Origin of the sequence: Streptomyces fuscichromogenes, assembly GCF_014645815.1 — a bacterium.
GTDB lineage: Bacteria > Actinomycetota > Actinomycetes > Streptomycetales > Streptomycetaceae > Streptomyces > Streptomyces fuscichromogenes.
Window position 1 is genome coordinate 497,830 of sequence record NZ_BMML01000007.1, and the last position, 24,529, is coordinate 522,358.

A 24,529-nucleotide genomic window follows, 5' to 3' on the forward strand; every position below is an offset into this window, starting at 1 on the left:
GGGCCTGATCCGGGCCCTCCCCGGCTACCCGCGGGAGAAGTGCGTGCCCAGCCGGGCCTTCAGCAGGTTCGGGTCGCGCTGGGTGGAGTAGGCGGCGCTCACCACGAACACGTCACGGCCGCGTACCGCCAGCGAGGTCGGGTTGGACAGCCCCTCCTGCACCGTCAGCACGCTCGCGTGGGTGCCGTCCGGGTCGACCAGCGCGACCTCGTTGGACGGGTTCAGCGCGGCGAGCACCAGGTCCGAGCGGCCGGGGAAGACGAAGTCGTCGACCCCGGTCAGGCCGGTCGCCCGCGTCTCGACCGCCCCTGCCGAGCCGTCCGCGCCCACCGGGATACGCAGCAGGGCGGCCCGGTCGGTGTTGGTCACCCATACCGCGCCATGGTGGACCTTGATGCCGTTCGCGCCGAACCCGGTGGCCGACGGGAGCCCGGTGAGCTCGGTGCCCGTGGCCCAGGCCGTGGCCGTGCCGTCCGCCTGCCGGATGCGCCACACCGTGCCCAGCGCCGAGTCGGCGGCGTAGAGCACGCCGTGCTTCTCGTCGAGGGCCAGGCCGTTGGGCAGGCCGTCCGCCGGCAGCCGGGCGATCTGCTCGGGCGCACCGCCGCCCGCCGGGATGCGCCAGACGCCGGTCCGGCCGGTACCGGTGGCGTAGTTGACGTAGAGCGTGCCGTCGTGCGCGCGGGCCAGGCCCTGGGTGACCGCGTCGCTCACGAGGGGCGTGCGGGGGCTGTCCTCGTCGGGCAGGGTGGCGAGGACCCGGACCCGGCGCTCCCGGGTGACCTTGACGACCTGCCGGGCGAACGCGAAGGAGACGTCGACCGCGCCGCCCCGCTCGGCGACGACGCTCTCGGGTGTCTGGCCCTGGGCCAGATCGAAATGCGCGACGGTGTGCGGACGGGAGAGGACCGGCTCGTCGCTCGCGGCCGGAACCGCCGCGAGCAGGCCGATCACGACCGCGGCCGGGGCGGCGGCGGCCCGGCGGGGGAATCGGGGCATGTGACCTCTTTCGACGGGAGCGCAGCGCTCCGGCGTACCGGTCACACCACCATGGCGCCTCGCCGTCCCCGGGCCGCGGCAGCCGGGGCCGCGACGTCGCCCGCCCGGCGCACGAGGTGGCCCCGCCTGTCGCGCAGCCGGGTGACGGCCCCGCTCAGTTCCACATCGGGTAGCTCATGACCTGCGTGTATCCCTCCGGCCTGGCATCGGAGTAGGTCAGGTTCATCCGCGTGAAGTGCTGCACGTTCGGGTGCTTCGTCCAGGCCGTCGGGCGGTCGAGGCGTACGGTCACCGGGTACTTGTGGAACTTGCCGGCCGCGCAGTACGGCTTGCAGTCGTTGACCACGTTGACGCCCTGGCCGACCGCCGTGTCGTCGTTCCACTTGGTCCAGTGCATGCCGGTGAGGATGCTGTTGCCGTCGCCGCAGGCCAGCAGGAAGTCGGTCGGCCTGAACCGCTGGTGCCAGAGGCAGTCGACGAGCACCGGGTGCTGGACCGCCGCCCGTGCCGCGGGCGGTGTCGGCGGTGTCGCGGAGGCCGTCGTCATACCGGCCGTGAGCAACAGGGCCGCCCCGAGTCCCATCGCCGTTCCCACCACTGGTTTGCGCATGGTCGCTCCCGCCCGTTCGGCCGTACCTGTCCCCTCGACGCTACGACCGTCGCGCGAGATGCACCACTTGCGGCGTATTCGCCAGTCCGTTCTCGTCGTGGCCGCCGGTGGAGCGGGAGCCGATCTGGGTGATCAGGCCGAGTACCAGGAAGGCCCAGACCAGGAACTTCGCGGCGGTGTCCAGGACCAGGGGCCGGGTGCCGGAGGCGGCCTCCTGTCCGGCCTCCTTCGCGGTGTCCGGCCGGTCGCCGAGGAGGTCCTTCGGGTAGACGGGCGACAGCATGCTGGTGTACGCGCCGAACCGCATCCGGTAGCGGGCGACCGCCGCCGTCGCGCCGAAGACCGGATCCGGCAGCCGTCCCCGCACCAGCGCGATGATCCAGAAGATCCAGCTGATCACGAACCAACCGGTCGTCGCGAGGTTCGCGATGATCGCCGCCGGGATCATCAGGATCAGCCGGAACAGCACCGCGAACCGGTTCAGGGCGGTGGGCCGCAGTTCGATCCGCACCGGGTGGTCGGGCGCGGTGAGGGCGAACGGCGGATACCGGTCCACCAGGAGCATCGAGGCGGCCGCGATCCGGGTCTCGTACGCCAGGTACTTCCCCAGGAACGAGGCGATCCCGTCGGGCAGCCGGCCCAGCACGAGCGCCGCGAACCAGCCGGCCACCGTCGTGAAGAACGCCGCGATGCCCAGGAGGCAGAGCACGACGTACTGCGGGATCAGCAGCGGCCAGCGCAGCAGTACGGTCCAGCGGCGCTGCGGCCCGGGCGCCGGGATGTCCAGCGCGGGCCGCCATTCGGCGCCGTCCGCCGTGAGGGGAGGGCGTGGCCCCCAGCTCTGAGTCATCGGTCCTCCCGTCGTCCGGCCGCGACGCGGACGGCCCCCACCATCGTGCGGCGCAACGGTGGCCCCCGCCAGGCCGTACCGGTCGAACTCGGCCAGGTGCGACGGGGACCTCTCGTCAGAAGGCCGCTCCAGGGCCGCAAGGGGTTCAGCAGGCGCCCTCGTCCTGCCAGGGACCCCACTGGGAGGCGCCGGGCACCTCGTTCTGGGTCCACCACTTGGCCAGCCAGTTGTGGCTGTTGTACGAGACCTCGTTGCCGGCCGTGTACACCGCCGTCGCGCTCCAGGCGGTCCTGCACGAGGTCGGGGTGGGCGTCGGGGTGGGCGTGGGGGTGGTGGTCGGCGGGGTGACCCCGGCGAACTTCACCGAGTACTTGGCGAAGTCCCAGGCGCTCTGCGCCACGCTGGAGCAGGTGCCGGACGTGGTGCCGTTGTTGTCCACCGGGCTGCACGGGCGGTCGCGGTTCAGGGACCAGAAGGTGAAGCGGTCCATGTGGTGGCTCGTCGCGTAGTCGAGCACGGTCTGGAAGTCGGCCTGGGTGAAGTACTCGCCGGTGTCGCTGCGCCCGTTCATCCCGGAGAAGCCCTCGTGGGCGTAGGCGGTCGCCTGGTCCCAGCCGAAGGTGGACTGGAGGATCGCGTTGAAGTCGGTGAGCGCGCTGGTCTGCGAGGCCGCCCCGCTGAAGCCGCCGTCGAACGGCATGATGGAGAAGTTGTTCGGGGTGAACCCCTCGGACTTCGCCTCCAGCAGCATCTGCTTGCCGAACCAGCCGGTGCCGTCGGCCGTCCCGGGCGTCGTCACCGACACGTACAGGCCGGGGTTGTTCTGCTGGAGGATCTTCGCGGCGCCGATCTCGTTCCTGATCGCCGCGGTGTTCTCGTACTCCGGCTCCTCCAGGTCGAAGTCGATCGCGTGCAGCCCGTACTTGGTGATGACCTGCTGGTAGGCCGCCGCCGTGGAGGCCGCGTCCGCACAGGTCTGCCCCAGCTTGGTGCCGCCGTAGCCGCCGATGGAGACGGAGACGTCGCCGCCCCTGGCCCGGATCGTGTTGATCACGGACTGGACGGCGGTGTCCGAGGAGACCGCCGCCGTGCCGCCCCAGGTGGGCGAGCAGCCGCCGCCGTCGGGGGCCAGGACGAACGCCAGCTGGAAGGCCTTGAGGCCGCTGGCGTCCATGATGGCGGCCGCGTCCGGCGGGTTGTTGTCCAGCGGCATCAGGTAGGGGGCGGCCGCGTACCACCGGTTGCTCAGTGCGGTGGTCGCGCCGGAGGCGTCGTTCGCGACGAGCGCGGTGGTGCCGGCGGCGGCGAGGGTGACGGCGGCCGCCGCGCCCAGACATGCGCGAAGGGGTCTCACTGGTGCCTCCATGGGGGGCGGGGAGGTGGAGTGGTCCCAGCTTCCGGAGGTGTCGCGGTCACGTCAATGAATTGGACTGGACCAAAGCCCACTTTGGACTAGACCATGCGGTTTCTTTACCTGTTGTGACCGAGGAGTTCCAGCGTCCCGAACCGCACCTTCACGCCGGGCGACCAGAGCACGCTGACCGGCGGCCCGAGCGGCGCCGGCAAGCCTGCCGCTGCCACCAGCTCGTCCTCCAGGTCGAGGAGTTCAGCCCGGTGCAGCGGCCAGGTCGGATGCTCGTTCGGCAGGTGCGCGGTACGGCCGTGCCAGGTCACGTGCAGTCCCCAGCGCGCGGTCAGGAAGTGCTCCAGCGGCGAGGGTTCGGGTATCGGCGGCCCGATCCGTACGACCGCCCGGCCGGCGGCCGCCGGGCGCCGCCGCTGGCAGCTGTAGGTGATCACGTCGCCCTCGCGGCGCAGCCGCATCGCGGACCAGACGTACGGCAGCCGGAACCCCAGTCGGCCCGCCAGCACCGGGAGCAGCCGGGTCGCGTCCAGGGACCTGAACACCACCCCGCGCCTGCCGTGTCCGTCCACCGAGTACAGCCGTACGTTCGTCTCGCAGAAGGTGCCCAGGTACGGCAGCCCCGGTCCCGGCCCGAAGCCCGTGCCCCGCATCAGGAACGGGACGAGGCCGACGTAGGTGACCCCGTCCAGGGTGTCCGGCCGGGTGCCGGCGGGCAGCAGTCCCGCGACCAGCTCGGGCTCCACCGGCCAGTGCAGAAAGGTCAGTTCATGCCACCCCTGCACCATGGTCGGCCACCGTACGGGCCGCGGGGTGGACGGGGTGACGGGCTCGGCCGCCGGGGTCTCCATGACTGAGGTTGATAGCACGTCAGTACGATCCGCTGCAGCGCCTCCACGCGCACCTGCACATCTTCCGGCTCGGCGGTGTCCACGGGGCCGGCGGACCGGCCGCTCCGTGAGGAGCACCTGCTCCGCCGTGGCCCACCCCTCACCCGGGGCCGCCTGGTCCGCCGCCGTCGGCGCCTGGTCCGCCGTCGGATCCGCGCCCCGCGGGCCGACGGAGGTCGTCATGCCACCCTCCGGTCGTCGAGTGCGTCCGGGTCCCGGTCGATGCCGATGCCGGGCACGTCCGGGGCCACCGCCAGGCCGTCGCGGATCTCCAGCTCGCTGCGGGTCACGGCCCGCAGCTGCGGGCCGTACTCGACGCGGCTGCCGTCGGGCACCGCGGCGGCGAGGCTGACATGAGGACTGCACCGCGTCGGTGCGGTCCGTCTCGACGGCGATGTCGGCCAGCCGGGCGGTCGCGGTGGTGATGATGCTCATCGATGTCCGTTCTCTCTCCACGGAATCAGAGAGGAACTTCAACTCGACCTGGCTGTAGGCCAGGTCGCCCGCGATCTGGTCGCGCCCGGCTCTAGTCGCCGCTCCCACCATGGGCTACCGTCGGTAACACCCTGCCGTCCCGGCAGTCCCAGTCATGTCTCCCGCAGCGCCCGCATCCGTACGGAAGGCACGCCCCCATGGAGAACCCCAGAGCAGGCGCCGACGCGCCCGAAAGCTCCGAGCCGTCGTCCCGGTTCACCCGCCGTCAGGTGCTGACGGTGGCCGGCGGCGCGCTCGCCGGTATGACCCTCGGCCAGGCCGGGGCGTTCGCCGCCGAGTCGCAGGACGCGGACGCGATCGTCGTCGGCCACGGCCTCGCCGGCCTGGTCGCCACCGCCGAACTCGCCGCCGCCGGCCGGAAGGTGCTGCTGCTCGACCAGGAGCCGGAGGCGAGCCTCGGCGGCCAGGCCTTCTGGTCCTTCGGCGGACTGTTCTTCGTCGACTCCGACGAACAGCGGCTGATGGGCGTCAAGGACTCCCACGACCTCGCCTGGCAGGACTGGCTCGGCACGGCCGGCTTCGACCGGGGCGTCGACGACCCGAAGGGCCAGGACTACTGGGCCTACAAGTGGGCCCAGTCGTATGTGGACTTCGCCTCCGGCGAGAAGCGGTCCTGGCTCTCCGGGCTGGGCGTGCAGTGGTTCCCGATCGTGGGCTGGGCCGAGCGCGGCGGGGGCCTCGCCGACGGCCACGGCAACTCCGTGCCCCGCTTCCACGTCACCTGGGGCACCGGCCCGGCCGTGGTCGAGCCGTTCGAGAAGAAGGTGCGCGCCGCGGTCGCCGCCGGCAAGGTGACCTTCAAGTTCCGCTACCGGGTGGACGAGTTGGTGACCACGGGCGGGGCGGTGACCGGCGTACGGGGCGCGGTCCTGGAGCCCAGCAGCGCGGCCCGCGGCACCCCCAGCAGCCGTACCGTCGTCGGCGACTTCGAACTGCGGGCCCCGGTCGTGGTGGTCACCTCGGGCGGCATCGGCGCCAACCACGATCTCGTACGGCAGAACTGGCCGGCCCGGCTCGGCACCCCGCCGAAGTTCATGGTGACCGGCGTCCCCGCGCACGTGGACGGCCGGATGCTCGGCATCACGGCGCAGGCGGGCGGCCGGATCGTCAACCCCGACCGGATGTGGCACTACACCGAGGGCCTGCGCAACTACGCCCCGATCTGGCCGAACCACGGCATCCGCATCCTGCCCGGACCGTCCTCGATGTGGTTCGACGCCAAGGGCCGCCGCTTCGGCACCCCCGACATCCCCGGCTACGACACCCTGCACACCCTCGGGTCGATCACCGCCTCCGGCTACGACTACTCCTGGTTCGTCACCACCCAGAAGATCATCGCCAAGGAGTTCGCACTCTCCGGCTCCGAGCAGAACCCCGACCTGACCAACAAGAACGTCTGGCAGTTGCTGTCCCGGATCTGGCAGACCCCGGAGCCGATCGAGAAGTTCAAGAACAACGGCGCGGACTTCGTGGTCGCCGACAACCTCACCGACCTCGTCACCGGCATGAACAAGCTGACCGGCGACAACCTCATCGACCTCGCCGACCTCAGACGGCAGATCGAGGCCCGCGACCGCGAGATCGACAACCCGTACAGCAAGGACGTCCAGGTCCAGGGCATCCGCAACGCCCTGAGCTACATCGGCGACTCCCTCAGCCGGACGGCGTCGATCCACCGGATCCTGGACTCCAGTGCCGGCCCGCTGATCGCCGTGCGGCTGAACATCCTCACCCGCAAGACCCTCGGCGGTCTCCAGACCGACCTCTCCGGACGCGTCCTGGACAGCAACGGCACTCCCGTGCCCGGCCTGTACGCCGCCGGTGAGGTCGCCGGCTTCGGCGGCGGCGGGGTGCACGGGTACCGGTCGCTGGAGGGCACCTTCCTCGGCGGCTGCCTCTTCTCCGGCCGGCAGGCGGGCCGCGCGGCGGCCGCCGCCACGGCGACCTGACGGCGAGCTGACGGAAAGGGGCCGGAAAGTCCGAGTCACCCACCCTCAACCCACCCCCAACCCGCCCCGACAGTGGCACCCTTGACAGTGTGCGTACTGTTTCGCGACGTTTGAGCGACACCTCCGGACCGGCGACCCCGTCGCCGGTCCCGGAACGAAGGTGTACAGCGGGGAACAGGAGCTGTTCATAGAAACGGCAGAACGCGGAATACGCGTTATGGGGGGGGGAGCGGTCGCCCATGCGATCCAGAGGCCAGTGCAGTCATGCGTCACACACCTCGTCAGCCGAAGGGCGGTTGATCTGAGGTGGACATCACGATCCACAGACCCGGCGAGCTGACCCAGTCGCTCCGCGGGGCCTGGCACCGTGCGATGGACGAGTCGCCGGAGTACGCGAACCCCTTTCTGGCCCCGGAGTTCACGACAGGCGTCGGCAGACACCGGGCCGGCGTACGGGTGGCGGTCCTGCGCGAGGACGGGGAAGCCGTCGGCTTCCTCCCGTACGAGCGCAATGCCCTCGGCGTCGGCCGGGCCGTCGGCCTCGGTCTCTCCGACTGCCAGGCGCTGGTGCACCGGCCCGGAGTCACCTGGGACACCCAGGAGCTGCTGAGCGCCTGCGGGATGTCCATCTTCGAGTTCGACCACCTGGTGGCCGAGCAGAGACCTTTCGTCCCCCATGTCACCGGCACCTTCGCCTCGCCGGTGATCGACGTGAAGCCCGGTGACGGCGGCTACCCCGAGTGGCTGCGCGCCACCTATCCGGGCCTGGCGAAGACCACGCTGAAGAAGGAGCGGCGCCTCGGCCGGGACACCGGCGACCTGCGCTTCGAGTTCGACGAACGCGATCCCGCGGCCCTGCGCACGCTGATGCGCTGGAAGTCCGCCCAGTACCGGCGGACCGGACGCATGGACCGCTTCGCCCGCCCCTGGATCGTCGACCTCGTCGACCACCTCTTCCACGTCCGTGAGGAACACTTCACCGGTGTGCTCTCCGTGCTCTACGCCGGCGACCGGCCGGTGGCCGCGCACTTCGGCCCGCGCTCGGGCACCGTGCTCGCCGCCTGGTTCACCGCCTACGACCCCGAACTGCACTACTACTCACCGGGGTTGATGATGCATCTGCGCACCGCGGAGGCCGCTGCGCGGGCCGGGATCACCCTGGTCGACCTGGGGCGCGGCGACAAGGAGTACAAGGACTGGCTCAAGACCCGCGAGCTGCGGGTGGGCGAGGGGTTCGCCACCCGCGCCCACCCGGTGGCCACGGCGCACCGACTGTGGCGCCGGCCGGTCCGCGGGCTGCGCAACACGGTCCTCGCCCATCCCCGGCTGCGCGACCCGGCGGACCGGCTGCTCAGGACGGTCGGCACGCTGCGCGTGTCCCGGCGCGGGGACGGACCGCACCAGGGGTGAACCGAGCCGCCCGGCGACGGCCGACCGCATCCGGCCGTCGCCGCGGCCGACCGCTCGCCCGCCGTTCGCACTATGATCCTGTAAAGGTGAAAACCTGCGGGTTTGCCCTGGTAAGGATGGAGCCTCGGCCGGAGTGATCCATGCCTCGCAAGCGTTCGACGGACGACGACGAGCTGCTGGTCAGACTGCGGTCGCTCACCGCCCAGGCACGCGAGCGGGCCGAGTACCAGCGTTCGCAGGTGGAGCTGGCCATCGCCCTCCAGCGCGGCATGCTGCCCCCGGACCTGCCCGACACCCCCCGCTTCCATCTGGCCGTCCGGTACGCACCCGCCTGCTACGGACTCAACGTGGGCGGCGACTGGTACGACGCCTTCCCACTGCCCGACGGCCACATCGGCCTGACCATCGGTGACGTCCAGGGCCACAACATCGAGGCGGCCGCCTTCATGGGCCAGGTCCGGGTGGCCCTGCGGGCGCTCGCCTCGGTGACCGGCGAGCCGGGCGAGCTGCTCGCCCGCACCAACGACCTGCTGGTGTCCCTGGGCAGCGACCTCTTCGCGACCTGCACCTTCATGCGGCTGGACCCGGAGGCCGGGGTGCTGGAGAGCGCCCGGGCCGGCCATGTCCCGTTCGTCTGGGCCACCGCGGACGGGAAGTCCGGGGTCGGGGAGGACGAGGGCGGACCGCCGCTGGGCATCGAACCGGGCATCGACTACCCCGTGGCCCGCTACCGGCTCACCACCGGCGGCATGTTCGTGCTGCTCACCGACGGCGTGGTGGAGGGGCCGTCGCTGCCCATCGAGGAGGGGCTCGACCAGGTGGTACGGCTCGCCGGGGTCGCCGCCGTCGCCGGTCTCGACGCCCAGTCCCTGGCCGCCGCCGTGATCAAGGGCGCCGAACGCGTGGGCCACGAGGACGACGCGGCCGTCCTGGTCATGGGCCACGAGGGTCCGGACGCCACGCCGTAGCCCCCGGCGGCCCGGCTGCGGCTCCGGCTCCGGTTCCGGCGCTCGTGCCGGGCGCACGGAGACACCGGCACCGGTCCGCGGGCCGGCCGCGGGCGGCTCCCGCCTCGCCGACCCGGCCGCCCCGGTGTCTGATGGCTGGTGTGGTGGGAAACCAGGAGCTGCGCCCGGTCGTCTTCGCCCTCCGGACGCTGGCCGTCGCCACCTGCTACTACGCGGCAGGACGGCTCGGCCTGCTGTGCCGGCTGACCGTCGAGGGCGCCGTCTTCACCCCCGTCTACCCGTCGACCGGCGTGGCGCTGGCCTGTCTGCTGGTCCTCGGCCTGGGCTGCTGGCCGGGCATCACGCTCGGCGCGTTCTTCCTCGTGCTGTCGGTCGGCAGTCCCGGCCCCGACGCCGTGGGCATCCTCGTCGGCCAGACGGCCGGGCCGGTCTGCGCCTACCTGACGCTGCGCCGGGTCGGCTTCCGCACCGACCTGAGCCGGCTGCGGGACGGCCTCGCCCTGGTGTTCCTCGGAGCGTTCGGCGCCATGCTGGTCAGCTCCACCGTCGGCGTGGTCAGCCTGATGCTCGCGGGCAAGCTCGACCCGACCCACTTCTGGCCGACCTGGCTGGCATGGTGGGTCGGCGACGCGATGGGCGTGCTGATCATCACCCCGGTCCTGCTGGTGCTGTTCGAAGCCCGCAGGCTGCCGTCGCTGTCCCGCTGGAAGGAGGTCCTGGCCCTCGTCGCCGTCGCGGCCGTCCTGGTCCCGCTGGCCACGCACAGTTCCCTGAGCGCGCTGTTCCTCGTCTACCCGCTGCTGATCTGGGCCGCGCTGCGGTTCCGGCTGGCGGGGAGCATGCTGTGCGCGCTGTTCGCGTCCGTGACGGCCACGGTCGCCGCGACGGAGGGCATCGGCGCGTTCACCCGGCTGTCGCCCGTCGAGGTGATGGTGAAGCTCCAGTTGTTCAACGGCTCGCTGGCGCTGACCGCACTGCTGCTGTCGGCGGTGATCACCGAGCAGTACCACACCCGGCTCTCCGTCGAGGAGGCCTGCGAGGAGCTGGCCGAGGCCCTGGAGCACCTCACCGCGCACGACTCCCCGGCCGGGCGGGCCCCGCCGGGGGCGGCGGAACCGCCGCGCGAGCGCGGCACCCGGTGACCGACGCCACGGGGGACCGGGCGGCCGCCCGGTCCCCCGTGGAAGAAAGCCGGTCCGAACTCAGACGGTGCCGCTCGCCGTGATCTGGACCTTGGCCTTGGGGTTGCCGCTCTGGGAGCCGTAGCCCTCGATCTTGTCGACGATGTCCTGACCCTCGACGACCTCGCCGAAGACCACGTGCTTGCCGTCCAGCCAGGACGTCACGACGGTGGTGACGAAGAACTGCGAGCCGTTGGTGTTCTTGCCCGCGTTGGCCATGCTCAGCAGGTACGGGCGGTCGTGCTTGAGCTCGAAGTTCTCGTCCTTGAACTTCTCGCCGTAGATGCTCTTGCCGCCGGTGCCGTCACCGCGGGTGAAGTCGCCGCCCTGGAGCATGAACTGGGGGATGATCCGGTGGAAGCCGGAACCGGCGTATCCGAAACCGTGCTGGCCCGTGGCGAGCTCACGGAAGTTGCGGGCGGTGTCGGGCACCACCTTGTCGAACAGGGTGAACACGATCCGGCCGGCCGGCTGGTCGTTGATCGAAATGTCGAAGTAAACGTTGTCGCTCATGCAGGTCAACCTATCGCGAACCGTCCCACCGGGCCGCACGGCCCGCAGTGTCGGGACGCGCTGACGCAATACCCGGAACACCGGGACGCGACGGGCCGTGGACTCCCGGCCCGTCGCGCACGCCTAGTGGCGCCGCTCCAGCCGGTTCAGCACGGCCTGGGCCATCGCCGCCTCGCCCTTGGCGTTGGGGTGGGCCGGGGCGGCCGGGGAGGTCGGCTGGAGGGGCTCGATCCAGCGGTCGGCGGGGGCCTTGCACATGTCGTGGCCGACGGTCGGGCCGTAGGTGTCCACGTACCGGGCGCCGTTCCAGGCGGCGACCATGCGCAGCATGAGGTTCAGCCGCTTCCCGGTGTCGCGGAGGTAGGGGAAGTCCTTGGCGGCGAACGGCACGGTCGGGTAGCAGCCGCTGCCGTCGTCGGGCAGCAGGTCGGGGTAGCCGACGACCAGGACCCGGGCGTGCGGGGCGCGGGCGTGGATCGCCCGCAGCACCTTGTCGACCTTGGGCGCGGTCTGCGCGATGGCGAGCGTCAGCTGGTCGGTGCCGGAGGCGTTGTAGTACTGCTGGCAGGGGTTGCCCGTCAGATCCCTGGAGCTGAGGGCCACGCAGGTGCCGATGATGGAGCTGAAGCCCACGTCGTTGCCGCCGATCTGGAGCGTCACCAGGTCGGTGTCCCGCTGGACGGCGTCCAGCTGGGGGCCGTTGGTGCCCTGCGCCTTCCACATCTCCACGGTCGTCGCGCCGGAACAGCTCACGTCCTTGAACGCGCTCACGTGCCGGGCCGCCGCCACCAGTGACGGGTAGTTGTGGTCGGAGCGGGCGCAGTTCGCGTCGACCTGCGTCGGGATGACCGGGCCCGAGGTGTAGGAGTCGCCGAGCGCCACATAACTGGTGCCGCGGTCGTGGCCGGAGCCGTGGCCGCCGCCGTGTGCCGCCGCCGGTGTCGTGGACGCGGCCACCAGGGCGCAGCCGCCCAGCGCCGCCGCCACGGTGGCCTTCCGCCGGTGCCGTCGCGCCGAACCGTCGGACGGGGTGCCGTACGCCATGGAGTTCCCCCCTGGAACCAGGACGCGTACGGAACCGGTCCCGACGGGCGGCCCGCACGCGTGTGTCGGGGGTCTGTATACCGCCCGGTAGGAGTCCGTAGCCAGAGGTCGGACGCAAGGAACTGGATCGAGTAACCCGCCCTGCCCGTAAGGGCATCCGGTCCGGCCGGCGGCCGGGTGCCGCACCCTGCGATTGAAGTGGGAAACCGATCGGTTTACGATGGGCGGCGACCGATGGAAACCGATCGGTTTCCAATCTTCGTGCGCATCTGGAGCGTGAGTGTCATGACCGCGATCAAGGACTCCGTCGTCCTCGTCACCGGCGGCAGCCGAGGCGTCGGAAAGGCGCTGGTGGAAGAGTTGTACGCGCGCGGCGCCGGCAAGGTGTACGCCACCGCCCGCGACCCGCGCACCGTCACCCATCCCGACGCCGTGGCGCTGGCTCTGGAAGTGACCGACCCCGACTCGGTGGCCGCGGTCGCCGAGCGGGCGCAGGACGTGACCGTCCTGGTCAACAACGCCGGGGTCGCCACCGGAACCCGCTTCCTGACCTCCTCGCTGGACGACATCCACCGCGAGTTCGAGGTCAACTTCTACGGCCCGCTGCTGCTCACCCGTGCCTTCGTCCCGGTCATCGAGCGCAACGGCGGCGGCCATGTCCTGAACGTGCACTCGGTGCTGTCCTGGCTCGCCGAAGGCGGTGCCTACAGCGCCTCCAAGGCCGCCCTGTGGTCCCAGACCAACAGCCTGCGCCTGGCCCTCCAGCCGCGCGGCATCGGCGTCACCGGCCTGCACATGGGCTACGTCGACACCGACATGACGGCCCATGTCGACGGTCCCAAGGCGAAGGCCGAGGACATCGCCGCGGCCGCCCTCGACGGCGTCGAGTCGGGCGCCCACGAGGTGCTCGCCGACGACCTCACCCGCTGGGCCAAGGGCGCCCTGTCGGGCGACCTGGCCGCCATGTACCAGCAGCTCGCCGGGTGACCCGGGTGCCGCGGCCCCTTCGGCTTCGGTCCGCGCAGGGGCGATCGTGGAGAATCCGCGATCAATGTGAAGACGGCCGCCGGACTGGCGGTGTCGGCCTGCGGAGCGCCGGTAGGGCCGGGAGTGATCCCGGCACAGCGCGAGGAAACAGGAAGCCACGGACTCCCGACCGAAAACCGTGCCGCGCAGCGGCACGGCAACGGGTCGAGAAGGCCAGCGTCCTCGGGCCTCAGCCCGAGGAGCAGGTCAATGCACCTACACGGCCGATCCCACGATCGTGCGGTCCAACGGCTTCCAGGTGCCGACCGGTCCGGGCATCAGGATGCACGACCTGCTGGTGATCTCCCTGGGCGGCGCGGGCCGGTACGCCCGGTAGCCGGTCAGGTCCGGGCCGTCCGCCGCCGTGCCGGGCGCCGTAGCAACAGCCGTCGTGCGGGCCGCTCCACGCCCTCGTACAGGAGCCAGGACAGGCCCAACGACAGGGTGAACGCGGCGGCGGCGACCGCCCCACCGGTGAGCAGGCCGAAACGCGGGCGGGTGCCGAGGAGGTGGGTGCCCGCCCGCAGCACCAGCAGATGGACCATGTAGAACGCGAACGACAGCTCGCCGAGGCGGACCAGCCACCGGCGCCGCCACAGTGAGGGCAGGCCGTGCAGGTCGGCGACGGCCGCCGCCGGGATGAGCAGCGCGAAGCCCGTGATGGTGCAGGCGGTGGCCGCGTACTCGGAGGTGACCTGCGGAACCAGGAAGTAGCCGATCACCGCCAGCGCCAGCGAGGCCTCCAGCCCCGGGCCGCGCCACCGGCCGAGCAGCACCAGCCGCGCGGTGGCCGCGCCCAGGACGAACTCCGGCAGCCGGGCGGCCGGGAAGGAGCTGATCGGCTGCGCCCACCAGTGGTGCGCGTCCGTCCAGGCCAGGGCCAGCACCGTCAGCACGGCCAGCGCGGCCAGCGCCGTGGCGCCCCGCCCGCCCAGGCGCCGCAGCAGCAGTGCCAGCAGCGGGAACGCGGCGTAGAAGAAGGCCTCGCAGGCCAGCGACCAGCTGACCGGGTCCAGCGTCTGCCACCACGGCCGCCACCAGGAGTGCACCAGGAGGACGTCGGCCAGGCCCTGCGGCAAGGTCGGCCGCGGCTGGCGGGGCAGCGTGCCCACCATGACCAGCGCGACGGCGACGGTGACCAGGTGCACCGGGTAGACCCGGGCGACGCGCCGCCACCAGAAGCGCGTCGCCCGGTCGCCCGGCCGCGCGGACCACATCAGCACGAACCCGGAGAGGACGAAGAAGAACGACACCCCCGAGGCGCCGGCCTGGAACCCCCAGGTCACCAGGCGGCCGCCGGTGCCGCCGAAATAACGGAAGTTGTGCACGTGCAGCCCGAAGACCAGCAGCGCGGCCATCCATCTCAGTCCGGTCAGGGACGGCAGCGCAGGGGCGGGGGCGGACGGCAGGGGGCGGGCGGGTGGCGCGGCGGCCGGAGCGGTCGGAGGGGCCTGGGTCGCCGTCGTCATCGAGTCACCTGCCGGAGGGTTCGGGCGTGGAGCATGAAACGGAGCGTTGCCCGTTCCGCACTTTTCATTCCGGCCCCGGACCAAACATCACACCAATGCCGAGGGAAGGGCTCGGCCATACGGGCCGCGGGGGCCGGACGGGCGGGTGCGACCCTACCCGGAGGGCCGACGCGCCCGGTGGCCCTCGGCGGGCGCCGCGCGGCCCGGGTCGCCGCCGTGGCCTGTGCTGTCGGGCCGTGCGCGGCGCGCCGAAACCCAGGGGCACGAACGTGTGACCCGCCCGTCGGCGGGTTGACGTCGTTACGAGCGGGCCGACGTGGCGACGGCGCTCGGCTCGCTCTCGGGCGACGCGCCGCGGAGCGTGGACGGGTACGCCGACCGTGCCGGGGAGGGCGCCTGGGTGGTGCTCCGGGTCGGTGTCCCCGGCGTGGGTTCCCGGGCGCTCCCGCCCCGGGTCGGCGCGACGCTCGGGCTCGGGCTGGGGTCGGCCGGTGCGGGTGACGTCGAGGGGTGTCGCGGGGCCGTCGGGCTGACGGCCGGCGGTGCGAGCGGGAGCCGGGGGGACGCCGGTGCCGAGGGCCCGGTCAGATGCAGCGAGAGGGCGACACAGGCGGCGACGGCGCAGGTCAACCCGGTTCCGGCCGCCGTGCGGACGAACCGGCGGCGGCTCGCGGCCCGGCGGATCTCCTCATAGCGGCCCGGCGGCGCACCGAGGTGGGCGGCCGGCGGCCGCAGGATGACCGCGAGGGGATCGTCGGGGCCGTCGAACTCCGGCTCGTCGTCAAAGCGTGTGGTCAAGGCTTCTCCTCAGATGGCCACGGAGCAGTTCTCGGGCCGCGTGCAGATCGGCCTTGACGGTTCCCTCCTTGCGCCCGGTCAGCTCCGACACCTCCCGGATCGGCATGTCAGCGTAGTAGTGCAGCAGGATCGGCACCCGCAGCCGCTCGGGCAGCGACTGCACCAGCAGCCGTACCGAGGGATCCGCCGGCTCGGTGTGCGGGCGGATCGCGGCCTCCGAGCCCGCGCGGCGCACCGCACGGCGCTCGCGCTCCAGCTTGCGCCAGTGGTCCCGGACGAGATTGGCCGCGGTGACGTAGAGGAAGCCGCGCGGCTCGTCCACCGACGTCCACCGGGCCCACAGCCGGGTGAACGCCTCCGAGGCGATCTCGTGCGCCGTCTCGTCGTCGTCGACCAGACGGCGGCACCAGCCGGCCAGGCGCGGGTACAGGGCGGCGAAGAGCTCGGAGGCCGCCGTGTCACGGGACCGTTTCAACGTTCTCCAGGGTCGAAGGGGGGCGCTCGTCGGAGAGGATGCGGGACCGGTGGCGTACGTTGCGCCGGTCCCGCATCCGTTCTGACGGCTCAGGGTGTCGTGCCGGTCGTCGTCCCGGTCAGCGAGGCGAAGACGATCACGTTGTCGAGGTAGCCGTCGCCGCCGCGCGGGCCGCCGCAGGTGATCAGCCGCAGCTCCGGGCGGTCCACGTCCCCGTACACGTCCTGGGTCGGGAACGCGGCCTTGGCGACCGTACGCACCTCGTCGACGGTGAACACCGCCGACCGGCCGTTCTCCAGGCGTGCCACGGCCTGCTCCCCCCGGCGCAGCTCAGCGAGCCGGCGGAACACCCCGTCGCCGTAGGCGCCGACCGTGACATGGCCGAGGATCACCGAAGGACCGGTCTGCCCCGGGGCGGGGGAGTAGCGGTACCAGCCCGCCCGGTCGTGCGCGGTGACGGGCGGCACCTGCACCGTGCCGTCGGCCGCGAGCCCCAGCCGCAGCAGCGGGGTGTCGACGCCGATCGCCGGGATGCGCAGCCGTACCGGCACGGAACGCCCGAGCGCGATGGGCGTACCGGAGGCGGCCGTGGACCGGGACGAGGGCGAGGACGGTGAGGGCGCCGCCCGCCGGTGGGCGGCCGGGGCCGTCCGCTCCGGTGCCCGGCCCGCGCAGCCCGCCAGCAGGGAGCCCGTCGCGGCGGTGACGAAGGCGCGCCTGGAGAGCGGGGTCATGCCCTGGTCGCCCGGCGGCGGACGGCGTACACCGCCATGCCCGCGGCGAGCACGGCCGCCGCGCCTCCGCCGATCAGCGCGCCCTCGGTGCCGGAGTCCGAGGAGGGCTCCGCGACTCCGGTGTCGGGTGCGCCCGCCGGCACCGCGGCGACCTGGCGCGAGTCCCGGGTCGGCACAGGGCTCGCGGCCCGGGTGGGCTCGGCGGACGGCGCCTCGGACGGGACGGCGGAGGGTTCCGCGGAGCGGGTGGTGGACGGCACCGGGCTGGGGGTGGTGCCGTCGGCGAACGCGGGCACGGTGCCGGCCAGTACGGCGGTGCAGGCGAGGGCCGTGGCGCTCAGGACGGTTCGGCGCATGAGGACGCTCTCTTTCGTCGGCCCGCGGTGGTCGGTGCGGGCTGGGTAACGGATCGAGCGGAGAGACGACCCGGCGCCGCGGCAGGTTGTAAAGAGTCGGCAAAGCCGCGCGGCGGAGGGCGGAGGCGGACGGCCCGGGGGACGGGTGGGGCGGATGTTGGCTGATTCGCCACCAGACTTGAGTGGTTTGTTTTCTTGAATCACTCGTGTTTATCGGGATAGGTTGGCGTCATGACCGCATCCCAGCCCCCGACGACCGCCGCCGAGCTGCGCGGTGCCGGCCTGCGGGTGACGGCCGCCCGCGTCGCGCTGCTGGAGACCGTCCGCCACGGCGACCACCTCGACGTCGAGGGGATCGCCTCGGGCGTCCGCGAGCGGGTGGGCCACATATCGCTTCAAGCCGTGTACGACGCGCTGCACGCGCTCACCACGGCGGGACTCATACGCCGTATCGAACCGGCCGGCAGCCCGGCCCGGTTCGAGGGGCGCGTCGGCGACAACCACCACCACGTCCTGTGCCGGTCGTGCGGTGCCGTCGCCGACGTCGACTGCGCGGTCGGCGACGCCCCCTGCCTGACCGCTTCGGACGGCCACGGCTTCGCGATCGACGAGGCCGAGGTCATCTACTGGGGCGTGTGCCCCGCCTGCTCCACCGTCAGTAGTTCCTGATGACGTCCAGTTGTTCCTGAGTACGTTGATCCGCCCATTCCGGAAGGATTTCCCCCATGTCTGAGACCCAGGAGAACGCCGCGGGCCAGTGCCCGGTCGCACATGACCGCGCCCCGCACCCCACCCAGGGCGGCGGCAACCGCCAGTGGTGGCCCGAGGGGCTCAACCTGAAGATCCTTGCCAAGAACCCCGCCGTCGCCAACCCGCTCGGCGAGGGTTTCGACTACGCCGAGGCGTTCCAGAACCTCGACCTCGCCGCCGTGAAACGTGACATCGCGGAGGTCCTCACCACCTCGCAGGACTGGTGGCCGGCCGACTTCGGCAACTACGGCCCGCTGATGATCCGCATGGCCTGGCACAGCGCGGGCACCTACCGCATCTCCGACGGCCGCGGCGGCGCCGGCGCCGGCCAGCAGCGCTTCGCCCCGCTCAACAGCTGGCCGGACAACGGCAACCTGGACAAGGCGCGCCGTCTGCTGTGGCCGGTCAAGAAGAAGTACGGCCAGGCCATCTCCTGGGCCGACCTGATGATCCTCACCGGCAACGTGGCCCTGGAGTCGATGGGCTTCGAGACCTTCGGCTTCGGCGGCGGCCGCGCGGACGTCTGGGAGCCGGAGGACGACGTCTACTGGGGTCCCGAGAAGGTCTGGCTCGACGACCAGCGCTACACCGGCGACCGTGACCTGGAGAACCCGCTGGGCGCCGTCCAGATGGGTCTGATCTACGTCAACCCGGAGGGCCCCAACGGCAACCCGGACCCGATCGCCGCGGCCCGCGACATCCGTGAGACGTTCCGCCGGATGGCGATGAACGACGAGGAGACCGTCGCGCTGATCGCCGGCGGCCACACCTTCGGCAAGACACACGGCGCCGGTCCCGCGGAGAACGTGGGCGCCGAGCCCGAGGGCGCGCCGATCGAGCAGCAGGGCCTGGGCTGGAAGAGCACCTACGGCACCGGCAAGGGCGGCGACGCGATCACCAGTGGTCTGGAGGTCACCTGGACCACCAAGCCCACCCAGTGGAGCAACGACTTCTTCGGCATCCTCTTCGGCTACGAGTGGGAGCTGACCCAGAGCCCCGCCGGGGCCAACCAGTGGGTGGCCAAGGACGCCGAGGCGATCATCCCCGACGCGCACGACGCGTCGAAGAAGAAGCTCCCGACGATGCTCACCACCGACCTGTCGCTGCGCTTCGACCCGATCTACGAGCCGATCTCGCGCCGCTTCCACGAGAACCCCGAGCAGTTCGCGGACGCCTTCGCCCGCGCCTGGTTCAAGCTGACCCACCGTGACATGGGCCCCAAGTCCCTGTACCTCGGCCCGGAGGTCCCGGCGGAGACGCTGATCTGGCAGGACCCGCTGCCGCAGGCCGAGGGCGAGGCCATCGACGCGGCCGACGTGGCGGCCCTGAAGGCCAAGCTCCTCGACTCCGGCCTGACGGTCTCCCAGCTGGTCTCCACCGCCTGGGCGTCGGCCTCGACGTTCCGCGGCAGCGACAAGCGCGGCGGTGCCAACGGTGCCCGCATCCGCCTGGAGCCGCAGCGCGGCTGGGAGGTCAACAACCCCGACGAGCTCGCCCAGGTACTGCGCGTCCTGGAGGGCGTCCAGCGCGACTTCAACACCGGCGCCAAGAAGGTCTCCCTGGCCGACCTGATCGTCCTGGGCGGCGCGGCCGCGGTGGAGAAGGCCGCCAAGGACGGCGGTGTCGAGATCGAGGTGCCCTTCACCCCGGGCCGGGTCGACGCGACCGACGAGCACACGGACGCCGAGTCCTTCGCGGCCCTGGAGCCGACCTCGGACGGCTTCCGCAACTACCTCGGCAAGGGCAACCGTCTGCCCGCCGAGTACCTGCTGCTGGACCGCGCCAACCTGCTCGGCCTGAGCGCCCCCGAGCTGACCGTGCTCGTCGGCGGTCTGCGGGTGCTCGGTGCCAACCAGGGCGGCTCGAAGCACGGTGTCCTCACCGAGACGCCGGGCGTGCTGACCAACGACTTCTTCGCCAACCTGCTCGACATGGGCACGGAGTGGAAGTCGACCTCGGAGGACCAGTCCACCTTCGAGGGCCGTGACGCGAGCGGCGCCGTCAAGTGGACCGGCACCCGTGCCGACCTGGTCTTCGGCTCCAACTCCGAGCTGCGTGCCGTCGCCGAGGTCTACGCGAGCGACGACGCCAAGGAGAAGTTCGTGAAGGACTTCGTCGCCGCCTGGACGAAGGTCGCCGACGCGGACCGCTTCGACCTGGTCTGACCGACCGGGCCCGATGCCCGGACCGGCTCCCCGCGAGCCGGTCCGGGCATTGCCGTCTTTGCGGCTCCTTGGTCAACTCCCCACCGGGGCACGTGCGTAGCGCGCTGCACATGAGTCGTTCTTTACCCCACCATGACCTCGACTCCGGTTGTTCACGCGGCCTTCGCAGACTCTGCACGTCCTGAGTCACCCCGGTACCGGCCGCCCGCGGGAGTTCCGAACATGAGCCACGGTCACAGCCACGACCACGGTCACCCTCACCATCACCACCCTCACGGGGACGGTGACGCCTCCGCGTCGCTGCCGCCCGCCCTCGATCTCTCCGTACCCGACACGGAGCTGACGCCCGGTCAGCTCTCCCGCCGCTCGATGCTGCGCCGCACCGGCCTGCTCGGCGCCGGTCTCGCGGCGGGCAGTGTCCTCGCCGGTGCGGGCCAGGCCGCCGCCGCGGTCTCCTCCTCGCACTCCCAGGGCGGCCGTTCCGGCGGCTACCTGTGGCTGGCCGGCGACCACCACATCCACACCCAGCACAGCTCCGACGCCAAGTACCGGGTCATCGACCACGTCCGGCAGGCCAACGCACACGGCCTGGACTGGATGGTCATCACCGACCACGGCAGCGAGACCCACGCCAGGATCGGTGTGGAGAAGGTCAACCCGGACATCGTCGCCGCCCGTGACCAGATCGACGACACGCTGGTCTTCCAGGGCCTGGAGTGGAACATCCCGGCCGCCGAGCACGGCACCGTCTTCGTGCACCCCGGCAAGAACGAGGTCGCCGTCCTCAAGGAGTTCGAGAACTCCTTCGACGGCTCGGTCAAGGGCGCCTCCGCGAGCACCCCCGCCAACGAGGCGCTGGCCATCTCCGGCCTCGACTTCCTTGCGGAGCAGGTGCGGCGGCGCAAGGTGAAGGACGCGCTGTTCCTCGCCAACCACCCGGCGCGCAAGGGCATCGACTCCCCGCACGAGATCCGCGCCTGGCGCGACGCCCAGCCGTCCATCGCGGTCGGCTTCGAGGGCGCCCCCGGCCACCAGGCGGGCGGCCTGCCCAAGCCGAACGGGCCCGGCTCGGCCCGCGGCATCTACGACAACAGCCCGAGCGCCGACTCCTTCGCCAAGTACCCGCTGGAGAGCTACCGCACCTGGGGCGGGTTCGACTGGATGACCGCCACCGTCGGCGGCCTGTGGGACAGCCTCCTCGCCGAGGGCAAGCCCTGGTGGATCACCGCCAACTCCGACTCCCACAACGTCTACGCCGACACCGCGGTGCGCGGCCCGAACGGCGACTTCAACGCCAACGGCCGCTACGACGACCCGGTCTACGGCGGCGGCGTCAGCCTCACCGACACCGACTTCTGGCCCGGCCAGTACTCCCGCACCCACGTCGGCGCCGCCTCCTTCTCCTACCAGGCGGTCATGGACGGCATCCGCGCGGGCCGGGTCTGGGTGGACCACGGCGGCCTGATCAGCGGCCTGAACGCCCAACTGCGCTCCGGCTCCCGCGCGGTGACCCTGGGCGACGTGCTCCACGTCCGCAAGGGCAGCAAGGTGGACCTCGTCATCGAGATCAGCCTGGCGAACGGCCCCAACTGGGCGCAGTTCGTGCCGTCGTTGGCCCGTGTCGACGTCATCCAGGGCGATGTCACCGGTGCGGTCTCCGACAAGGACACCTTCGCCACACCCGCCACCAGGGTCGTCAAGTCCTTCGAGGTCGACAGGGCGACCGGCGCGGTCAGGCTGACCTACTCCCTCGGCCGCCTCGACAAGCCGGTCTACGTCCGGCTGCGCGGCACCGACGGCAACCGCTCGGCGGTCGGCGTCAACGGTGCCGCCGTGGACCCGGCCGGCCCGGCCATCGACGTCCTCGGCGACGCCGACCCGTGGAAGGACCTGTGGTTCTACTCCAACCCGATGTGGGTCCTGCCCGCATGACCTTCCCGCACCACGCGTCCGGCGTCCGCTCCGTCATCGGGGTGGACGCCGGTACGGTGACCCTGCGCGAGGCCGACCACCTGGTCCACCGGGTCCTCGGCGAACTGGCGCTCACCGAGGGCGTGTTCGCCTGCACCCACCTGTACCGCACCGACGAACGCCGGGGCACGACGATCTCGCTGACCCTGCCGGACGCGGACGCGGTGTGGCCGGAGCTGCTCAAGGCGCTGCCGGAGGGCGCCGGTCTCGTCCTGGGCGGCCGCACCCACGGCCCGGCCGGCATGGTGGACGCAGCCGGGCTCGCGGCCGCTGCCCCGCCCCGCTCCGGCCGGGCCGTGGCCTATCCCGGCGTCGCGCACCTGACCGGCACCGTCACCGTCGCGGACCTGCTGGACCGCACCGCCATCGAGCACCTGGTCGTCCTCGGCGCGCCGGCCGCCGAACTCCCGTCCGCGACCGAGGTCCTGACCCAGGACCACGTACGCCCGGAGTGGCGCGACGGTGTCCTCGTCCTCGTCCTGGTCCCGGCGGCGGGCGGCCTGCTGGCCCCCTTCGAGGTGCCCGACCCCACCCCGTGCTGCGTGGACCATCCCTGACGCGCGGGTAATCCCTTAGTGACATGCCCTGGTCAATTCTGTCAGGCTTCGGACTCGCACCACTCATAGCGCGTGACCCATGGCCGCTCCCCGGCACACCCATGCCGGACGGGCGGCCTCCGAGCAGGCCGGAACCCCGGCCGGCGTAAAGGAGTTTCGTGTGAGAACGACCCCCCACAAGGCCTTCGTGACCATCGCGTCGGCCGTCGCGGCACTCACCGCGGCCCTGCTCCCCGGCAGTACCGCGTCGGCCGCCGAGCAGGCGGCCTGCACCCCCGCCCAGGTGGTCACCAACGGCGGGTTCGAGAGCGGCACGTCACCCTGGACCCAGTCCTCGACCAGCGTGATCACCAGCCGTACCGGCCAGTCCGCCCACGGCGGCTCCAGCTTCGCCTGGCTGGACGGCACCGGCGGTACCCACACCGACACACTCTCGCAGAGCGTCACCATCCCCTCCGGATGCGCCGCGACCCTCAGCTTCTGGCTGCACGTCGACACCGCCGAGACGACCTCGTCCACGGCGTACGACAAGCTCACGGCGAAGATCGGCAGCACCACGCTGGCGACCTACTCCAACCTGGACAAGGCCACCGGGTTCGTGAAGAAGTCGTTCGACGTGTCCGCGTTCGCGGGGCAGACCGTGACGGTCGCCTTCAGCGGCACCGAGGACTCCAGCCTCCAGACCAGCTTCGTCCTGGACGACGTCGCCCTCGACACCTCGGCCGCCACCACCCCGGGCGACAGCACCCGCACCCCGGCCGCGCCGTCGTACACCGTCAGCCTGACCAGCAACTCCACCGGCACCGGCTGGACCGGCCACGAGAGCGTGACCTTCACCAACGCCTCCTCGACCGCGCTCAGCGAGATCTACCTCAGGCTGTGGGACAACTACCACGGCACCTGCTCGGCCCCGCCGATCACCGTCAGCAACGTCACCGGCGGCACCGCGGGCGCCCTCTCGGTGGCCTGCACCGCGCTGGAGATCGCCCTGCCGACCCCGCTGGCCCAGGGCCAGAGCACCACCGTCGGCTTCGACCTGGGCATCACCGTGCCCAGCGGCGCCGACCGGTTCGGCTACGACGGCTCCTTCAGCATGATCGGCAACGCGCTGCCGGTTCTCGCGGTCCAGGACGGCTCCGGCTGGCACCTGGACCCGTACACCAACAACGGCGAGTCCTTCTACTCCCTGGCCGCCGACTTCAAGGTGACCCTGGACCACCCCACCGGCATCCTGGTCCCGGCGACCGGCACCTCCGTCGACACCCCGGGTACCAGCGGCCGTACCGTCACCACCGCCACGGCCTCCAAGGTCCGTGACTTCGCCTGGGCGGCCGGGCCGTTCACCAAGATCTCCGGCACCTCTCCCGGCGGGGTCCCGATCAACATCTACTCGGTGTCGGGCATCAGCTCCTCCAGCGCCCAGTCGATGCTCACCACCGCCAAGTCGGCCGTCGACGCGCACGCCGGACGCTTCGGGGCCTACCCCTACGGCGAGCTGGACGCGGTCATCGACAACAACTTCTGGTTCGGCGGCATGGAGTACCCCGGCTTCGTCCTCGACCTCGTCAGCACCACCGCGCTCACCCACGAGATCGGCCACCAGTGGTGGTACGGCATCGTCGGTGACGACGAGTACAACAGCCCCTGGCTGGACGAGGCGTTCACCGACTACGCCACCGACCTGGCGCAGGGACTGGCCGGTACCAACTGCTGGAACAGCGTGTCCTGGGCCTCGTCGGCGGAGAAGATCACCAACTCCATGGCCTACTGGGACGCCCACTCCTCCCGCTACTCCACCGTGGTCTACGGCTACGGCAAGTGCGCCCTGCACGACCTGCGCCGGCTCATCGGCGACACGGCCATGACCAACCTCCTCAAGAGCTACGCCAGTTCGCACTGGTACGGCGTCTCGACCACCGCCGAGTTCAAGGCGGCGGCCCAGGCGGCCACCAGCAC

22 protein-coding genes and 1 pseudogene are annotated in these 24,529 nt (G+C 71.8%); 10 read left to right on the forward strand and 13 right to left on the reverse strand.

Translation table 11 applies throughout. The features are described 5' to 3' along the window. Positions 1–24: 24 nt before the first annotated feature. From IEZ11_RS18570 to IEZ11_RS18595, 6 genes and pseudogenes are all read right to left on the reverse strand, one after another. Entirely contained in the window at positions 25–999 is a 975-nt protein-coding gene (locus IEZ11_RS18570) for an SMP-30/gluconolactonase/LRE family protein (RefSeq protein ID WP_189263883.1), read from the reverse strand. A 154-nt stretch (positions 1,000–1,153) separates the two neighbouring features. Next, on the reverse strand, positions 1,154–1,609 hold the full coding sequence (locus IEZ11_RS18575) for a hypothetical protein (RefSeq protein ID WP_189263884.1): 456 nt from the start codon (positions 1,607–1,609) through the stop codon (positions 1,154–1,156). Between the two features lie 40 nt (positions 1,610–1,649). Continuing rightward, positions 1,650–2,459 (reverse strand): DUF4389 domain-containing protein, encoded by an 810-nt coding sequence (locus tag IEZ11_RS18580; RefSeq protein ID WP_189263885.1) that lies wholly within the window; start codon positions 2,457–2,459, stop codon positions 1,650–1,652. Positions 2,460–2,604: 145 nt separating this feature from the next. Next, positions 2,605–3,825 (reverse strand): carbohydrate-binding protein, encoded by a 1,221-nt coding sequence (locus IEZ11_RS18585; RefSeq protein ID WP_373294932.1) that lies wholly within the window; start codon positions 3,823–3,825, stop codon positions 2,605–2,607. A 104-nt stretch (positions 3,826–3,929) separates the two neighbouring features. Further along, complete coding sequence (locus tag IEZ11_RS18590; protein ID WP_189263887.1) at positions 3,930–4,673, reverse strand: YqjF family protein; 744 nt, start codon at positions 4,671–4,673, stop codon at positions 3,930–3,932. A gap of 218 nt (positions 4,674–4,891) precedes the next feature. After that, positions 4,892–5,068 (reverse strand): annotated as a pseudogene (locus tag IEZ11_RS18595) (mandelate racemase/muconate lactonizing enzyme family protein); the annotation flags it as partial. 381 nt (positions 5,069–5,449) lie between these two features. Here IEZ11_RS18595 and IEZ11_RS18600 point away from each other — a divergent pair. The 4 genes from IEZ11_RS18600 to IEZ11_RS18615 all read left to right on the forward strand — a co-directional run bounded on the left by IEZ11_RS18600 (position 5,450) and on the right by IEZ11_RS18615 (position 10,676). Next, positions 5,450–7,156: an FAD-binding dehydrogenase gene (locus IEZ11_RS18600; RefSeq protein WP_373294936.1), complete on the forward strand. Its 1,707-nt coding sequence runs from the start codon at positions 5,450–5,452 to the stop codon at positions 7,154–7,156. A 306-nt stretch (positions 7,157–7,462) separates the two neighbouring features. Beyond that, complete coding sequence (locus tag IEZ11_RS18605; RefSeq protein ID WP_189263889.1) at positions 7,463–8,566, forward strand: GNAT family N-acetyltransferase; 1,104 nt, start codon at positions 7,463–7,465, stop codon at positions 8,564–8,566. A gap of 140 nt (positions 8,567–8,706) precedes the next feature. Beyond that, positions 8,707–9,534, forward strand: a complete 828-nt coding sequence (locus IEZ11_RS18610; RefSeq protein ID WP_189263890.1) for a PP2C family protein-serine/threonine phosphatase — start codon at positions 8,707–8,709, stop codon at positions 9,532–9,534. Positions 9,535–9,665: 131 nt separating this feature from the next. Further along, positions 9,666–10,676: an MASE1 domain-containing protein gene (locus IEZ11_RS18615; protein WP_189263891.1), complete on the forward strand. Its 1,011-nt coding sequence runs from the start codon at positions 9,666–9,668 to the stop codon at positions 10,674–10,676. A 60-nt stretch (positions 10,677–10,736) separates the two neighbouring features. Here the strand turns inward: IEZ11_RS18615 and IEZ11_RS18620 are convergent, their stop codons facing one another. Both IEZ11_RS18620 and IEZ11_RS18625 read right to left on the reverse strand, forming a co-directional pair. Further along, positions 10,737–11,228, reverse strand: a complete 492-nt coding sequence (locus tag IEZ11_RS18620; protein ID WP_189263892.1) for a peptidylprolyl isomerase — start codon at positions 11,226–11,228, stop codon at positions 10,737–10,739. A 123-nt stretch (positions 11,229–11,351) separates the two neighbouring features. After that, positions 11,352–12,272 carry an SGNH/GDSL hydrolase family protein gene (locus tag IEZ11_RS18625; RefSeq protein ID WP_189263893.1) on the reverse strand — a complete coding sequence of 307 codons (921 nt, stop codon included), beginning with the start codon at positions 12,270–12,272 and terminating at the stop codon, positions 11,352–11,354. Positions 12,273–12,557: 285 nt separating this feature from the next. Between IEZ11_RS18625 and IEZ11_RS18630 the strand changes: the two genes are divergently transcribed. Beyond that, positions 12,558–13,259, forward strand: coding sequence for an SDR family oxidoreductase (locus IEZ11_RS18630; protein ID WP_189263894.1), 702 nt, complete (start codon positions 12,558–12,560; stop codon positions 13,257–13,259). A 380-nt stretch (positions 13,260–13,639) separates the two neighbouring features. Here the strand turns inward: IEZ11_RS18630 and IEZ11_RS18635 are convergent, their stop codons facing one another. From IEZ11_RS18635 to IEZ11_RS18655, 5 genes are all read right to left on the reverse strand, one after another. Continuing rightward, positions 13,640–14,767 carry an acyltransferase family protein gene (locus IEZ11_RS18635; protein WP_189263895.1) on the reverse strand — a complete coding sequence of 376 codons (1,128 nt, stop codon included), beginning with the start codon at positions 14,765–14,767 and terminating at the stop codon, positions 13,640–13,642. A gap of 300 nt (positions 14,768–15,067) precedes the next feature. Beyond that, the gene (locus IEZ11_RS18640; RefSeq protein ID WP_189263896.1) at positions 15,068–15,565 is read right to left on the reverse strand and encodes a hypothetical protein; all 498 of its coding nucleotides are present in this window, start codon (positions 15,563–15,565) and stop codon (positions 15,068–15,070) included. Then, positions 15,549–16,040, reverse strand: a complete 492-nt coding sequence (locus tag IEZ11_RS18645; RefSeq protein ID WP_189263897.1) for an RNA polymerase sigma factor — start codon at positions 16,038–16,040, stop codon at positions 15,549–15,551. Before IEZ11_RS18645 ends, IEZ11_RS18640 begins: the two co-directional genes overlap by 17 nt. Positions 16,041–16,129: 89 nt before the next feature. Further along, a complete protein-coding gene (locus tag IEZ11_RS18650; protein WP_189263898.1) occupies positions 16,130–16,774 on the reverse strand; it encodes a class F sortase in 645 nt (214 codons plus the stop codon). Beyond that, positions 16,771–17,130 (reverse strand): superantigen-like protein SSL4, encoded by a 360-nt coding sequence (locus IEZ11_RS18655; RefSeq protein WP_189263899.1) that lies wholly within the window; start codon positions 17,128–17,130, stop codon positions 16,771–16,773. The genes IEZ11_RS18650 and IEZ11_RS18655 overlap by 4 nt, the downstream gene beginning before the upstream one ends. Positions 17,131–17,361: 231 nt before the next feature. Here IEZ11_RS18655 and IEZ11_RS18660 point away from each other — a divergent pair, with 231 nt between their 5' ends. The 5 genes from IEZ11_RS18660 to IEZ11_RS18680 all read left to right on the forward strand — a co-directional run. Continuing rightward, complete coding sequence (locus IEZ11_RS18660; RefSeq protein WP_189263900.1) at positions 17,362–17,799, forward strand: Fur family transcriptional regulator; 438 nt, start codon at positions 17,362–17,364, stop codon at positions 17,797–17,799. A 56-nt stretch (positions 17,800–17,855) separates the two neighbouring features. Then, positions 17,856–20,045, forward strand: a complete 2,190-nt coding sequence (katG, locus tag IEZ11_RS18665; RefSeq protein WP_189263901.1) for a catalase/peroxidase HPI — start codon at positions 17,856–17,858, stop codon at positions 20,043–20,045. Between the two features lie 222 nt (positions 20,046–20,267). Further along, entirely contained in the window at positions 20,268–21,977 is a 1,710-nt protein-coding gene (locus IEZ11_RS18670; protein ID WP_189263902.1) for a PHP domain-containing protein, read from the forward strand. After that, on the forward strand, positions 21,974–22,573 hold the full coding sequence (locus IEZ11_RS18675; RefSeq protein ID WP_189263903.1) for a hypothetical protein: 600 nt from the start codon (positions 21,974–21,976) through the stop codon (positions 22,571–22,573). The genes IEZ11_RS18670 and IEZ11_RS18675 overlap by 4 nt, the downstream gene beginning before the upstream one ends. Positions 22,574–22,733: 160 nt before the next feature. Then, positions 22,734–24,529 (forward strand): M1 family aminopeptidase (locus IEZ11_RS18680; protein WP_189263904.1); only part of this gene is annotated, 1,796 nt, incomplete at its 3' end.

Bases quoted from the DNA above. Each gene is read 5' to 3' on its own strand.
- IEZ11_RS18570 (WP_189263883.1), bottom strand. From the start codon at position 999: ATGCCCCGATTCCCCCGCCGGGCCGCCGCCGCCCCGGCCGCGGTCGTG.
- IEZ11_RS18575 (WP_189263884.1), bottom strand. From the start codon at position 1,609: ATGCGCAAACCAGTGGTGGGAACGGCGATGGGACTCGGGGCGGCCCTG.
- IEZ11_RS18580 (WP_189263885.1), bottom strand. From the start codon at position 2,459: ATGACTCAGAGCTGGGGGCCACGCCCTCCCCTCACGGCGGACGGCGCC.
- IEZ11_RS18585 (WP_373294932.1), bottom strand. From the start codon at position 3,825: ATGGAGGCACCAGTGAGACCCCTTCGCGCATGTCTGGGCGCGGCGGCC.
- IEZ11_RS18590 (WP_189263887.1), bottom strand. From the start codon at position 4,673: ATGGAGACCCCGGCGGCCGAGCCCGTCACCCCGTCCACCCCGCGGCCC.
- IEZ11_RS18600 (WP_373294936.1), top strand. From the start codon at position 5,450: ATGACCCTCGGCCAGGCCGGGGCGTTCGCCGCCGAGTCGCAGGACGCG.
- IEZ11_RS18610 (WP_189263890.1), top strand. From the start codon at position 8,707: ATGCCTCGCAAGCGTTCGACGGACGACGACGAGCTGCTGGTCAGACTG.
- IEZ11_RS18615 (WP_189263891.1), top strand. From the start codon at position 9,666: ATGGCTGGTGTGGTGGGAAACCAGGAGCTGCGCCCGGTCGTCTTCGCC.
- IEZ11_RS18620 (WP_189263892.1), bottom strand. From the start codon at position 11,228: ATGAGCGACAACGTTTACTTCGACATTTCGATCAACGACCAGCCGGCC.
- IEZ11_RS18625 (WP_189263893.1), bottom strand. From the start codon at position 12,272: ATGGCGTACGGCACCCCGTCCGACGGTTCGGCGCGACGGCACCGGCGG.
- IEZ11_RS18630 (WP_189263894.1), top strand. From the start codon at position 12,558: ATGACCGCGATCAAGGACTCCGTCGTCCTCGTCACCGGCGGCAGCCGA.
- IEZ11_RS18635 (WP_189263895.1), bottom strand. From the start codon at position 14,767: ATGACGACGGCGACCCAGGCCCCTCCGACCGCTCCGGCCGCCGCGCCA.
- IEZ11_RS18650 (WP_189263898.1), bottom strand. From the start codon at position 16,774: ATGACCCCGCTCTCCAGGCGCGCCTTCGTCACCGCCGCGACGGGCTCC.
- IEZ11_RS18655 (WP_189263899.1), bottom strand. From the start codon at position 17,130: ATGCGCCGAACCGTCCTGAGCGCCACGGCCCTCGCCTGCACCGCCGTA.
- IEZ11_RS18660 (WP_189263900.1), top strand. From the start codon at position 17,362: ATGACCGCATCCCAGCCCCCGACGACCGCCGCCGAGCTGCGCGGTGCC.
- katG (WP_189263901.1), top strand. From the start codon at position 17,856: ATGTCTGAGACCCAGGAGAACGCCGCGGGCCAGTGCCCGGTCGCACAT.
- IEZ11_RS18670 (WP_189263902.1), top strand. From the start codon at position 20,268: ATGAGCCACGGTCACAGCCACGACCACGGTCACCCTCACCATCACCAC.
- IEZ11_RS18675 (WP_189263903.1), top strand. From the start codon at position 21,974: ATGACCTTCCCGCACCACGCGTCCGGCGTCCGCTCCGTCATCGGGGTG.